General features: G+C 65.1%; 13 protein-coding genes. 2 read left to right on the top strand and 11 right to left on the bottom strand.

The genetic code is table 11. From position 1 onward, the window contains the following. Positions 1–143 precede the first annotated feature (143 nt). Complete coding sequence (gene hemA, locus GGD65_RS23140; RefSeq protein WP_183236773.1) at positions 144–1,373, bottom strand: 5-aminolevulinate synthase; 1,230 nt, start codon at positions 1,371–1,373, stop codon at positions 144–146. A 340-nt stretch (positions 1,374–1,713) separates the two neighbouring features. Here hemA and aroQ point away from each other — a divergent pair, with 340 nt between their 5' ends. Continuing rightward, positions 1,714–2,145 carry a type II 3-dehydroquinate dehydratase gene (gene aroQ, locus GGD65_RS23135; RefSeq protein WP_183236713.1) on the top strand — a complete coding sequence of 144 codons (432 nt, stop codon included), beginning with the start codon at positions 1,714–1,716 and terminating at the stop codon, positions 2,143–2,145. Positions 2,146–2,179: 34 nt separating this feature from the next. Here the strand turns inward: aroQ and GGD65_RS23130 are convergent, their stop codons facing one another. From GGD65_RS23130 to GGD65_RS23115, 4 genes are all read right to left on the bottom strand, one after another. Next, on the bottom strand, positions 2,180–3,241 hold the full coding sequence (locus tag GGD65_RS23130; protein WP_183236712.1) for an MBL fold metallo-hydrolase: 1,062 nt from the start codon (positions 3,239–3,241) through the stop codon (positions 2,180–2,182). A gap of 326 nt (positions 3,242–3,567) precedes the next feature. Further along, positions 3,568–5,721, bottom strand: a complete 2,154-nt coding sequence (locus tag GGD65_RS23125) for a methyl-accepting chemotaxis protein (protein WP_183236711.1) — start codon at positions 5,719–5,721, stop codon at positions 3,568–3,570. Between the two features lie 165 nt (positions 5,722–5,886). Further along, positions 5,887–6,612, bottom strand: a complete 726-nt coding sequence (locus tag GGD65_RS23120) for an outer membrane protein (RefSeq protein ID WP_026201646.1) — start codon at positions 6,610–6,612, stop codon at positions 5,887–5,889. Between the two features lie 224 nt (positions 6,613–6,836). Beyond that, a complete protein-coding gene (locus GGD65_RS23115; RefSeq protein WP_018316323.1) occupies positions 6,837–7,157 on the bottom strand; it encodes a hypothetical protein in 321 nt (106 codons plus the stop codon). A 208-nt stretch (positions 7,158–7,365) separates the two neighbouring features. Here GGD65_RS23115 and GGD65_RS23110 point away from each other — a divergent pair, with 208 nt between their 5' ends. After that, a complete protein-coding gene (locus GGD65_RS23110; RefSeq protein WP_177237079.1) occupies positions 7,366–7,653 on the top strand; it encodes a hypothetical protein in 288 nt (95 codons plus the stop codon). Positions 7,654–7,660: 7 nt separating this feature from the next. Here the strand turns inward: GGD65_RS23110 and GGD65_RS23105 are convergent, their stop codons facing one another. From GGD65_RS23105 to GGD65_RS23080, 6 genes are all read right to left on the bottom strand, one after another. Continuing rightward, positions 7,661–8,599: an AEC family transporter gene (locus GGD65_RS23105; protein WP_183236710.1), complete on the bottom strand. Its 939-nt coding sequence runs from the start codon at positions 8,597–8,599 to the stop codon at positions 7,661–7,663. 160 nt (positions 8,600–8,759) lie between these two features. After that, positions 8,760–8,969 (bottom strand): hypothetical protein, encoded by a 210-nt coding sequence (locus GGD65_RS23100; protein ID WP_018316320.1) that lies wholly within the window; start codon positions 8,967–8,969, stop codon positions 8,760–8,762. Next, positions 8,966–9,142 carry a hypothetical protein gene (locus GGD65_RS23095; RefSeq protein ID WP_018316319.1) on the bottom strand — a complete coding sequence of 59 codons (177 nt, stop codon included), beginning with the start codon at positions 9,140–9,142 and terminating at the stop codon, positions 8,966–8,968. The genes GGD65_RS23100 and GGD65_RS23095 overlap by 4 nt, the downstream gene beginning before the upstream one ends. A gap of 375 nt (positions 9,143–9,517) precedes the next feature. Then, positions 9,518–11,137, bottom strand: coding sequence for an ABC transporter ATP-binding protein (locus GGD65_RS23090; RefSeq protein ID WP_183236709.1), 1,620 nt, complete (start codon positions 11,135–11,137; stop codon positions 9,518–9,520). Between the two features lie 2 nt (positions 11,138–11,139). Then, the gene (locus GGD65_RS23085) at positions 11,140–11,979 is read right to left on the bottom strand and encodes an ABC transporter permease (protein ID WP_028139871.1); all 840 of its coding nucleotides are present in this window, start codon (positions 11,977–11,979) and stop codon (positions 11,140–11,142) included. Next, complete coding sequence (locus tag GGD65_RS23080) at positions 11,976–12,947, bottom strand: ABC transporter permease (protein ID WP_018316314.1); 972 nt, start codon at positions 12,945–12,947, stop codon at positions 11,976–11,978. The genes GGD65_RS23085 and GGD65_RS23080 overlap by 4 nt, the downstream gene beginning before the upstream one ends. Positions 12,948–13,141: the final 194 nt, after the last annotated feature.

The raw sequence follows: 13,141 nt of genomic DNA, 5'->3' as shown, positions 1-13,141 counted from the left end.
CTCATTTTCCCAGTAATTCTAGCGCGTTGGACGGGGCGAGGCGACAGCGAAATGCCGCGCGGCGGTGGGAACTGGGGTTGTCGTTAAGTCGTAGGGCGAGCTGCCTGCTCTCACCCTCCCCCTCCAGGGGAGGTAAGACAGACCTACTCCGCCGCGAGCGACTTCTGGCGCAGCGGCAGACCCAGGCGCTCCCACACTTGCAGCAGGGCCTCGGCGAGTTGATCGATCAGGCCATCGTCGTGATAGGGCGAAGGCGTGATGCGCAGCCGCTCGCTGCCCTTGGCGACCGTCGGATAGTTGATCGGCTGGATGTAGATGCCGTGCTCCTCGAGCAGCAGGTCGGACGCCTGCTTGCACTTCTCGGGATCGCCGACGAACAGCGGCACGATGTGGGTGTCGCTCGACATCACAGGCAGGCCGGCGGCGTTGAGGATCGCCTTGACGCGGGCGGCACGGTCCTGGTGGCGCTCGCGCTCCCAGTTCGAGGTCTTCAGGTGCTTGATCGCGGCGGTCGCAGCCGAGCAGATCGCCGGCGGCAGCGCGGTGGTGAAGATGAAGCCCGGTGCATAGGAGCGCACGGCGTCGATGATCTGGCCGTTGGCGGCGATGTAGCCGCCGAGGCAGCCGAAGGCTTTGGCCAGCGTGCCTTCGAGGATGTCGATGCGGTGCATGACGCCGTCACGCTCGGCGATGCCGCCGCCGCGCGGGCCGTACATGCCGACCGCGTGGACTTCGTCGACATAGGTCATCGCGTCGTACTTCTCGGCGAGATCGCAGATCTTGGCGAGCGGTGCGACGTCGCCGTCCATGGAATAGAGGCTCTCGCAGACGATCAGCTTCGGCCTATTCGGGCCGGCCGCTTTCAACAGCTCCTCAAGATGCGCAAGATCGTTGTGCCGGAACACGACCCGCTCGCAGCCGGACTGGCGGATGCCCTCGATCATCGAATTGTGGTTGAGCTCGTCCGACAGGATCAGGCAGTTCGGAATGAGCTTGGCGATGGTCGGGATGCCGGTCTGGTTCGAGACATAGCCCGAGGTGAACAGCAGCGCGGCTTCCTTGCCGTGGAGATCGGCGAGCTCGGCCTCGAGCTGCACCAGTGGGTGATGCGTGCCGGCGATGTTACGGGTGCCGCCGGCACCGGTGCCGACGCGCGTCGCGGTCTCGACCATGGCGCCGACCACTTTCGGATGCTGGCCCATGCCGAGATAATCGTTCGAGCACCAGATCACGACGTCGCGCTTGCCCTTGGGCGAGTGCCAGACCGCGTGGGGGAATCGGCCGGCCGTGCGCTCCAGGTCGGCGAACACGCGGTAGCGCCGCTCGGAATGGAGACGATCGAGGGCGGAATCGAAGAACTGGTTGTAATCCATCGGCAAAACCTGCAACGGAACCCGGCCACGGCGGCCGCTCATTTTTAGAGCTTTTCCAGCTCCAATGTCCATGCGCCCGCACACATTTGTGACGAGGCGCGCGGGTCCATTGATAGCGGCGTCTCACCGGCGATAGTTGATGTGGATCAAACGCCTAACGCTGGCCCGCCCGCGCGGGCCGAGGCTCCGGGAAAGCCGGGGACTGTTGCAGCTGGCTTGGACATTTTGTCCATGGGGCGCGCTCCGTCCATGATTGCTGAGCCGGTCGCGCCGATGTCGTAGCCTTGTTTCGACGAGGCGCAGATCGGCGCCCGGCTAGCGCATGCGAAAGGACGCCCCGATGAAGCGTGTCATGGTTCTGAACGGTCCCAACCTCAATATGCTCGGCATCCGCGAGCCGCACATCTACGGCACGACGACGCTCGCAGAGGTCAACGCGAGCTGCGAGGCGGCTGCCGCAACGCTCGGGCTCAAGCTCGCCTTCCACCAATCCAACCATGAAGGCGTGCTGGTCGACCTGATCCAGTCGGCGCGGCAGGGCGCCGATGCAATCATCATCAATCCCGCCGGCTTTTCCTTCACCTCGGTCGCGATCATGGACGCGATCAAGACGTTCGAAGGGCCGGTGCTGGAAGTCCACATCTCCAACATCCACGCCCGCGATGAATATCACCGCCACTCCAAGATCTCGTTCGTGGCGACCGGGGTGATCTGCGGCTTGGGCCCGTTCGGCTACATCGCGGCGCTGCACGCGATCGCGAATATGAAGTGAGATGTTGCCACAAGCCCGGCCATGACGAAGTGACTCACGTCGTCCTGAACTGCAGCACGCCGTCCTTCGTGTCCGCGGTCAGCCGGCCTTCGACGATCATGTAGTTGACGTGGGCGACGAGTTCGCCGGCGGCAAAGCCCATCTGGTGTTCATCTAGCACGTGCTTGTTGAACACGACGGGCACCAGGGCGCGCGAGGTCTGCGGCACCTCGCGGCAGGCTTCCGCGATCAGGCGGCAGCGCTCTTCATGGTGGTCGGCGAGCTGCTTGATGCGGGTCTTCAATCCGTAGAACGGGACGCCGTGGCCGGGCAGCACCAGGACGTCATAGGGCAGCGTCGTGGTGAGGCTGGCGAGCGAAGCCAGGTATTCGCCGAGCGAATTCTGGTCGGGCTCGACCGCCCAGACACTGACATTGGGCGAGATCTTGCTCAGCACCTGGTCGGCGGAGAGGAACAGCTTGTCGTCGGCGCAATACAGCATCACCTGGTCGAGCGCGTGGCCGCCGCCGGTGATCACCTTGAAGCGGCGCGTGCCGATCACGACGTCCTCGCCATGGGAGATCCGGCGGTAGGAGGGCGGCAGCACCGAAACGCGCTTGAGATAATCCTGGCCGCGGCCCAGCAGCTTTTCGGTGAGCGACTCGTCCATGCCGTGGCGGCGGAAGAACAGCCGCTGCGCTTCCTGTCGCTCCGCGGTGCCGCGGTTCTGGTGATAGACCGATTGCAGATATTCGACCTGCGACATCACCAGCGGGCAGTTGAACCGCTCGACGACCCAGCCGGCAAGGCCGACATGGTCAGGGTGGGAGTGCGTGACGATCAGGCGCGTGATGTGGACGCCCTTCAGCGGCCCGTCGAATAGCTTGGTCCAGGCCTCGATCGTCTCCTCGTTGCCGAAACCGGTATCCACCATCGCATAACCGTCGCCGTCGGCGAGCAGGTAGATGTTCACGTGGTTGAGGCGGAACGGCAGCTTCAGCCGCACCCACAACACGCCGGGTCTGACCTCCACGACCTCGTCGTGGCCGGGGTGCTGTTCCCAGGGGTAGCGCAGGGCTTCGGCCGAGGACTGTGCGGTGTCGGTTTTTGCGTTCATGCATTATCGGTACCCGCACATACGGCGGGACGCCAGCCGAAAAAAGACCGTCCGTGGTCTCCGCATGGCGGTCATACCGGGCGGCGTTTTTCCGTGATGTGGGACGCTCGTGCGCCGAACTCGGTCACCTCTCCCGCTTGCGGGGGAGGCTTAGGCCGCCTAAGGCGGCCGTCTCTTAGAGACGCCGAGGCGAAGCCTCGGCTACGGCGGAGCGCCGGGTGGCGGCTCGCTCCACTGGGGGACAATTTCGAGGCGTCTGAGGCACCCCCACCCCAGCCCTCCCCCGCAAGCGGGAGAGGGAGTGGAGTCCCCGTGGCGGTCCCGTCTTACGCCGCCCGCATGTTGTTGAGGAATGCGTCGATCTCTCCGCGCAGCATGTCGGCTTCGCGCCGGAGCGCGTCGGAGGCGCCCAGCACTTCGTTTGCCGCGGCGCCGGCTTCGGCCGAGGCGGTGGAGACGCCGACGATGTTGCTGGAGACTTCGCTGGTGCCGCCGGCCGCATGCTGGATGTTGCGCGCGATCTCGCGGGTGGCGGCGCCCTGCTCCTCGACCGCGGCTGCGATCGTCGTGGTCACGTTGTCGATCTCGCCGATGATCCGGCCGATGCCCTGGATGGCGCCCACCGCCGATGTCGTGATCTCCTGCATGCTGGCGATCTGGGTGCGGATTTCCTCCGTGGCCTTGGCGGTCTGGCTCGCGAGGCTTTTCACTTCGGAGGCAACCACGGCGAAGCCGCGGCCGGCCTCGCCCGCACGCGCCGCCTCGATGGTGGCGTTGAGCGCGAGCAAATTGGTCTGCGAGGCGATGGTCTGGATCAGGTCGACCACGACGCTGATGCGGCTCGCGCTGTCGGCAAGGCTCTGCACCGTGGTGTCGGTGGCGCCGGCCTCGTCGACCGCCTTCTTGGCGATTGCGGCCGAGGTCACGACCTGCTTGCTGATCTCCTCGATCGAGGACGACAGCTGCTCGGTGCCTGACGACACGGTCTGCACGTTGACCGAGGTCTCCTCGGCGGCGGAGGCGACCGCGTTGACCAGCGCGTTGGACTGGTCGGCGGTGGTCGACATGCTCTGCGCGGTCGATTGCATCGAATTGGCCGACTGCGCCAGATTGTCGAGCGCGGAGCGCACCGTGCTTTCGAATTCGGCGATCTTCGCTTCCATGCGCGCGGCCCGCTCGGCCTTGGCGACACGGTCCTTGTCCTGCTCGGCGGCGAGCGCCCGGGCTTCGATCATGCTGTCGCGGAACACGGTCAGCGTTTCCTTCATCACGCCGATCTCGTCGTTCTGCCGGGAGCGGACGATCTCGGTGTCGAGGTCGCCGGCCGACAGCAGCTGCATGGCGCGCTGAAGCTCGCGGATGCGGCGCAGGATGTTGCGGCCGACATAGAGCCAGACGAACAGCGCCGAGCCGACCAGCATCAAGGCACCAAGGGCCAGCATCACGGTGGTCGCGAGCGAGGTCTCCTGCTGCGCCTGCGAGGTCGAGGCGTTGGTCTCCTTCTGCACGCCGTCGACGAGCTGCTGCACGCTGATGCCGAGGCCGACATTGAGCTTGCGGGTCTCGTCTAGGATGGTCTGGCCGTAGTCGACGGAGTCGAGCTCCTTCTCACGCAGATTGAACACGCCGGTCTTGCCGGTGCCGAGCGCCATCAGCTTCTCCGCCGTCTCGCGCAGCATCTTGTTGCCTTGATTGTCCGGCAACAGATCGAGGTTGGACCGCAGGCGTCCCTGTGCCGTCTTGAATTCCTTCTGGATGTCGTCGAGCTTGTCGCTGGTGTTCGCCGACAGTGCCGCACTCATGTTGGCGGCTGCGAGATTGCCGCTGGCGACGACGTTGCCGAGCTGGCCGACGGTCTGCGCGGCATCGTTGGCATCTGCGGCGGACAGGTCGGCCGAGCCGAGAATGGCGTTGACCCGGGTCTGCGCGTCGAGCATCGCCGGACTGGCCGCGCCGACGAAGGCGCCCTGGGCGCTGCGCAGCGCGTCATATTGCTTGTCATGGAGGGCGGCGATATCGAGCCGCTCGCGGGCCGCCTTGGCGAGGCTCTGCGCCGCCTCGTTGATGCTCTTCATCGTCTCGCTGAGTCCGGAGACGACGGTCTTGTCGCCGCCGAGCCCGATGATCTCGGTGAGCTTCTGCTGCGTCTGCTCCTGCAGCTCCTTGAGCTTCTTGGTGCGCTCGTTCAGGGCTTCCTCGCTTTGAGCCGCGAGCAGGGCAGGTCCCTGTGCCGCAAGGCTGGCGCTCAGGGCCGACAATTGCAGGCTGGCAGTGAGGCGCGGAATGTCCCGCCCGCTCAGCTCGGTCATCCGTCCGCCGAGGTTCTGCAGCGCCAGGCCGGCGCCGGCTGCGATCACGAGGCCCATGCCCGCGATCACTGCAAAGGCCGCGAACAGGCTGCCGCGCACGCCCCAGGTCGGCATTTTGAAACGAGGCCGCATTCGGCCAAGTGAGCCGCCAAGGCTGAAACGGATCGCCATCGAAATTCCCCCAACATTCTTGCTTCTGTTTGCGGCCGGCAGTATCCGCACCGCCGGTTAAAAATTCGCAATCTCCGCAAACGGTTGCGCGTGTTCCGCAGAGCGAAAAAAGAAGGGCCGGCGAAATCGCCGGCCCTTCCGTCCTGGTAAGGTTGTGGTAACCGATCAGTAGCGCGCGACGGCCGGGCTTGCCCAGTTGAAGCGGTAGTTGACGCCCGCCTTGATGGTGTGGTCGTCGGTGGTGAAGCTGCCGGTACCCGCGAGCGGGCCGCCGGTGAAGCTCGAGTCGCCGAAATTGTAGTACTGGTACTCGGCCTTGGCCGACCAGTTCGGGGCGAACATGTATTCGAGGCCGGCGCCGACCGTGTAGCCGTTGCGGTGATCGCCGGTGATGACGAACGCGGTCGGCACGCCGCCGACGGTCACCTTCTCGTTGTTGTCCGAATAGGCGTAGCCGCCCTTCACATAGACGAGGCCGGGACCCCAGGTGTAGCCGACGCGGCCGGTGATCGAGCCGAGGCCACGCTGATCGTTGGTGTAGGCGATGCCGCCCGGAAACACGGCACCGACGCTGCCGGAGAGCCAGGAATACTGGCCTTCGACGCCGACCACGAAGTTCGGGTGGAACTGCCAGTCCCCACCGACCTGCACGCCGCCGAGGAAGCGGCCGTTGCCGTTGTTGCCGGTGGAAAGGCCGTTGAAATTGTTGTCGCTGGAGAACGCGCCGCCGACATGGCCGCCGATGTAGAAGCCGGTCCAGTTGTAGATCGGCGCGGCATAGGCCGGCGCGGGCGTCTTGTAATAGTTGCGGTTGCCGAGATCGGCACCGACGGCCGGTGCAGCAGCGCCCATCACGAGCAGCGCAACGGTCGCAAACAGAATCTTCTTCATCGTCTTGAACTCCGACACTTAAGGTCCCCGGCAGGCGCGCTTTCCGCGCCGCGTTGGTTTTGCAGATAGCTTCCTTTTGACGAAAATGCTGTCACATGCATGGCACAGCGCGACCCAACCTAACTTATTGGGCTGCAAATGAATTTCGTGCTTAATGCCGGCTTAAGAAGTGGTGAAGGAAGGCTTAACCTCGCGGCCCTTCGGTAACTTCTGGGCGTCCTTCGTTAACCGAGACGCCGTCGCGCCTCATCGCGCATCTGCGCGCGGAACGCCGCGCGCTTCGCGGGACGGTCTTCCTCGCGCACGTCATGTCGATCGAAGATGTCGAACTTCTCCAGGATCGGGTAGCGCTCGCTCGCCATAGCAAGCACGCGCAGCACCTTGGTCGCCTCCGGTGTCGGGCCGCTCACCTCCCAGCGCCGGATGGTGTCGCCGCCGCCTTTCTCCGGCAATCCGCAGAGCTTTGCCATGTCGGCCGCCGTGAGCTTCCGCTCGAGGACATCGGAGAGGTCGGCGCGGAGTTGCTTCAGTTCGGGCCCGGTCATGTCGCCTCAATACGCGAAGTCGCCAAGGGCAATGCACTAGCGCTGATTCGGGTCCATCCGAAGGCGGGCATGATCCGCCCGAAGCGGAGGTGACGAACGCATTGCTTCGGCACATTCGCCAGCACACGGAGTTATGAACTTGTGCCTATGGACATCGTGCGATCAATGAACACATGGCACAAGGGCCCCAGCGATCGAGGGATCAGCCATGACAAGCATCAAACTCGCCATTGCCGCGCTCATCACGACCGGGCTGCTTGCCGCGCCCTTTGCGGCTGAAGCGAAGAAGGCGCGGTCGAGCCGACATTACAGCACGGGCGTGGTGGCCCCAACCTATGGCGGCGCCGGGGCGCCCACTGCTGTGCAGCCGCGGGCGTCCTACGGCTCGTCCGGCCAGACGGTCGGAACGGTCACGGCACCGTCGGTCGGATCTTACAATTGGCCCTCGGTCGGCGTGACCAACTCGGCGCCCACCTGGAGCAACACCACGAGATAAGTGCGGGTTAGCGCGTGCCGGTCGCCAGACCCGAGAGAAGGTATAGCGCGACCAGCAATGTCGCTACCGACAGCATCGTCGTGACCGAGACCGTGGCCGCGACCAGTTTCTCCTCGACCTTGTGCTCGTGCGCCAGCACGTACACCGTCTTCGCCGTGGGCACGGCGGCGCATATCACGGCGGCGACGGTGTAGAGCGCGTTGAGGCCGGTGACCACACAAAGTCCGTAGACGATCAGCGGCATGATCACGAGCTTCACGAGCGCGAGCGCGAAGGTTGCCCTCAGGTTGGAGCGCAGGCCCTCGACCGACAGGCCGAGCCCGATGGCAAACAGTGCGCAGGGCGTGAGCGCGGCGGCGACCATATTGAGGTAGGCGGCAACCGGCGCCGGAATCGGCAGGCCCGTAATCGCCCAGACGAGACCGCAAAGCGTCGACAGCACCATCGGATTGAGCAGGATCTGCTTCGCGAGGCCGGCGGACCGCGCGGACGATCCGCGCGCGTCCCTTTCCAGCAGGATGACTGTGATCGGAAACATCACGGCCGCGACGAATACTGTCGCTACCGCAGCAGGCAGGACGGCGGGCTGGCCGTAGATCGCGTGCAGGATCGGCAGCGCCACGAAGCCGGTATTGGTCATCGCCGCCGCCATGCCATGAATCGTGCTGCTGGCGAGATCATGCCTTCCGCGGGCGCGGACCACCAGGAAGACCAGCGCAAAGCAGACGAAGGAGCCGCCGCCGAACGCGAGCAGGAAACGCCATTCCAGCAGATTGCCCGCGGGCTCCTGCGCGATGGTGACGATCAATAGCGCAGGCATTGCCACGTTGTAGGCGAAATGCACCAGCGCGTCGGCGAGCGAGCGGGAGAGATAGCCGAGCTCGCCGGCCAGCCAGCCGGTGACGATGATCGCGAATACGGGAAGAACGAGGCTCGCGACTTCCATGCGGATTCCCCCCTTGCTGCCAATGGCCGCAACGAGAGGTTACCCCGGCAATGGAGTGTCGTCACTGCTTTGGTCGAGCCGCGGCCCCCGGCCAAGAGCTCCCTTCAGTCGAGACCGTCATGGCCGGGCGGGCGCGCCGATCGAACGCAGCCGTCAGACGCTAGATGCCCCGGCCGGCCTGTTGACCGATCACGCAGCGCCACGCAGCTAGCCGCTCGGCTGGATGCTGGTTCATCCAGTCGGCGAGCTGCGGCGCGCCCATCAGGCAGGACTGCACCGAAACCTGCGCGAAATCCGAGGTGGTGACGACCTGCTCGTGACAATTGGTCGGGGAGGCAAGGCTGCAAAGCACGGCGATGATCTTGATCACGACAGGTTACCCCCGTCGCGGCCGATATATGCACGGCCCATCGCGGCCTTATCCTGGCCTTCGCTGGCCGGGTCGGTCGGCGGGAAGATACTGTCGTAGATGGCGCGCGCCTCCTGGATGAGACGTGCTCGCTCGCGCTCGGACTTGGAGACAAATCGAATGACTTCGCCCATGTTGGCTCCGAATATCAGTTGGCAAATCCCGTCATCAGATGACGGCTATCATTTCATCGTCATCTATGACGCCGTCTTCGGCTTTGAAGCGGTGTCGCCCATCACGAATGAGTAAAAAGCGCGTGAGCGCACTCCGGAATCCCAACGTCTCCCGTGCCTTTGATGCGCCGGGTTGAGAGACCGCTCACCAGCTCACATCCGTCGCGCGGCTTTCTGGAGCCGCGCGAGCGAATGCTGGTGTCGACTTGCTCCTTGCGCTCATCGGCAAGGATATTCTCGTCAAGAAAATTCTTCTGGACCGAATATGTTTCACCTCGGGCCGCGTGCAAGTTTTTGGAACAATCCCGGAATTCGGCGACTCGATGCGATCGATCGTCACGCCGCCGGCGCGCGCTCTTTACGTCCCGGCACCGCCGCCAGCAGCTCGCGCGTATAGGCATGCTCCGGCGCGGCGAACAGCTGCGCGGTCGGCTTCAGCTCGACGATGGCGCCGCGCTGCATCACCGCGATGCGGTCGCAGATCTGGGCGGCGACGCGCAAGTCGTGAGTGATGAAGAGCATCGAGAGACCGAGACGGGTCTTGAGGTCTTCGAGCAGCCGCAAGACCTGCGCCTGCACGGAGACGTCGAGTGCGGAGACGGCCTCATCCGCAACGATGATCTCGGGCTCGAGTGCGAGCGCGCGCGCAATGCCGATGCGCTGGCGCTGGCCGCCGGAGAATTCATGCGGATAGCGATCGAGTGCGCCGGCATCGAGCCCGACCATCTTGAGGAGGTCGCGGGCCCGGTCGAATGCGACCTTGGCATCAAGGCCGGCCGCGATCGGGCCGTCGGCGATGATGTGGCCGATTTTGCGGCGCGGATTGAGCGAAGCGAACGGATCCTGAAAGATCATCTGGATGCGATGGCGCTCGGCGCGCAGCGCCTTGCCGGAAAGAGAAGTGAGATCGGTCTCGCCGATCCGTACCGTGCCGCGGTCGGCCTCGATCAGCCGCATCACCAGGCGCGCCACCGACGATTTGCCGGAGCCGGATTCGCCGACGAGGCCGAGCGTCTCGCCCTTGAGGATGTTGAAATTGACCGCGCGCGCGGCATCGACGCGGCGGTCTTCGCGAAACCAGCCGCCCGAGGTGACGTAGGTCTTGTCGAGCCCGATCACCTCGACCGCCCTGGCCTGGGCGTCGAGCGGCTCGCGCGCCGGCGGGTCCATCGAGGGCACCGCGGCGAGCAGCGCCTTGGTGTAGTCGTGCTGCGGCGCGTTGAAGACGGTTGCGGCCGGACCTTCCTCCACCACCTTGCCGTGCCGGAGCACGACGACCTGGTCGGCGATATCGGCGACGACGCCGAAATCGTGGGTGATGAACATCACCGCCATGTTGCGGTTGCGCTGGAGGTTGCGGATCAGCTTGAGGATCTGCGCCTGGGTGGTGACGTCGAGCGCGGTGGTCGGCTCGTCCGCGACCAGCACGGCTGGCTCGAGCGCGAGCGCCATCGCGATCATGGCGCGCTGGCGCTGGCCGCCGGAGAGCTGGTGCGGGTAGGCGCGCACAATTCTTTCAGGGTCGGGCAGGCCGACTTCCCGTGCCAAAGCGAGCGCTCGCGCGCGCCGCTCCCTCGGCGTGAGCAGGCCGTGCGCCTCGAACATCTCCGCCATCTGGTCGCCGATCCGCATCAACGGATTGAGCGCGGTCATCGGCTCCTGAAAGATCATCGCCAGACGGCGGCCGCGCAGATCGCGCCAGCCGTCGTCGTCGAGCTTGAGCAGGTCGCGACCCTCGAACTGGATCTCGCCGGAGGCCACCGAGACCGTATCGGGTAACAGGCCCATCAGCGCATGCGCGCACATCGACTTGCCGGAGCCGGACTCGCCGACGATGCAGACGATCTTGCCGGGCCGCAAATCGAGCGAGACGCCGTCGACGGCGAAGGGACGCTCGGCGCCTTTGGGAAGGGCAATTCGCAGGTTCTTGATGGAGACGGCGGGCGGGGCGGTCATCGTCAGCGTCCCTCCCGCGACAGGCGCGGATTGAGCGCGTCGTTGAGGCCTTCGCCGATCAAATTGAGCCCGAGCACCGAGATCAGGATGGCGACGCCGGGAAACACAGTGATCCACCAGGCCTGGCGGATCACGGTGCGGCCGGCGCCGACCATGTAGCCCCAGGAGATCAGATTGGGGTCGCCGAGGCCGAGGAACGACAGCGAGGATTCCAGGAGGATCGCGGTCGCCACCATCAGCGAGGCCAGCACGATCACGGGCGACAGTGCGTTCGGCAGGATTTCGCGCATAATGATCCAGGTGTTGCTTTGGCCGGTGACCACGGCCGCCTGGACATATTCCCGCGTGCGCAGCGACAGCACCTCCCCGCGCACGAGGCGGGCGACCGGCGGCCAGCTCACCAGCGCGATCGAGGTCACGATCGAATAGATCGAGGGCTGCAGGATCGCGACCAGCACGATCGCGAGTGCGAAGCTCGGAATGGTCTGGAAGAACTCGGTGAAGCGCATCAGGGCGTCGTCGACCCTGCCGCCGAAATAGCCGGCCATGGCGCCGATGGGAACGCCGACGATCAGCGCGACCAGCGTGGAGACGAGGCCGACGAGCAGCGAGACGCGCGCGCCAAAAATCATACCGGCGAACACGTCGCGGCCGAGCGCGTCGGTGCCGAGCGGCACGGCGGAGAGCGTAAACGGCGGCAGGAACGGCCGCTGCACCATGCGCCATGGCGAGTTTGGGAACAGCATCGGTCCGAACAACGCGACCGAGATCGCGAGAACCAGGATGATGAGCCCGATGACGCCGCTCGGGCTGCGCAGCATCGATTTCCAGAACTGTTTCATGAGGCGAATTCGATGCGCGGGTCGACCAGGCGATAGACCAGGTCGGTGATGAGGTTGAAGATCAGGACCATGGCGGAGCAGATCACGAAGACGCCGAGCAGCAGATTGTAGTCCCGTTGCAACAGCGCGTCGTACATCAGGCGACCGATGCCGGGCCAGGCGAACACGGTCTCGGTGATGACGGCGCCGCCGATCAGCGTTCCCGAATGCACGCCGGCCAGCGTCACGACGGGCAGCAGCGCGTTGCGCAGCACGTGGCGGCGCTGGATCACGGCGTCGGAGAGGCCCTTGGCGCGCGCGGTCTTGACGAAATCGAGCCGCTTCACCTCCAGCATCGAGGCGCGCGTCATGCGGGTATAGGTCGCCATGAAGAACAGGCCGAGCGTCATCGCCGGCATGATCAGGTGTTTCGCGACGTCGACCGCGTGGGCGAAGCCGGTCAGATTGGCGCCCACCGTCTCGTAACCAAAACTCGGCAGCCAATCCATGGTGACCGAGAACAGCAGGATGCCCATCAACGCCACCCAGAAGATCGGCATGGCGTAGAAGATCAGTGCGAACACGGTGATGGCGGTGTCGAGGAAGGTTCCGGCAAAGCGCGCGGCGAAGGTGCCGAACAGGATGCCGAGCGCGAGCGAGATCGCGAATGCGGTCAGCGTCAACAGCAGCGTCGCCGGCAGCCGTTCGCCGATCAGCTTTGCGACCGGCGCCTGCTGGCGGAAGGAGAAGCCGAGGTCGAGGGTCACGACACCCTTGACGTAGATGAAGAGCTGCTCCGGCAACGGCTTGTCGAGGCCGAACTTCTCCCTGAGCTGATTGACGAAGATCTGATCACTGGCCCCGGCCTCGCCCGCCATCACCACCGCGGGGTCGCCGGGCGCAAGCCGGATCAGGAAGAAATTGAGGACGACGATCGCAAGCAGGACGATCACGCCCTTCAGGACACGCTGAGCGATAAAGGAGAGCATACTTAGAGCGACGCTTGTTTGACGAGAGTGTCGCCGCAGCGACGGTGCGCTCCCTCTCCCGCTTGCGGGGGAGGGTAGGGGTGGGGGTGTTTCCGCAGAGAAGGTCCCCGAGTGGAGAGAGCCCCCACCCGCCGCGCTTGGGACGATGCTTCGCATCGCCCGGCGCGCGTCGACCTCCCCCGCAAACGGGAGAG

The sequence above is a fragment of the Bradyrhizobium sp. CIR18 genome, from assembly GCF_014198295.1.
GTDB lineage: Bacteria > Pseudomonadota > Alphaproteobacteria > Rhizobiales > Xanthobacteraceae > Bradyrhizobium.
The sequence above is the reverse complement of the archived record's forward strand: the minus strand, read 5'-3'. Positions and strand labels throughout refer to the sequence as shown.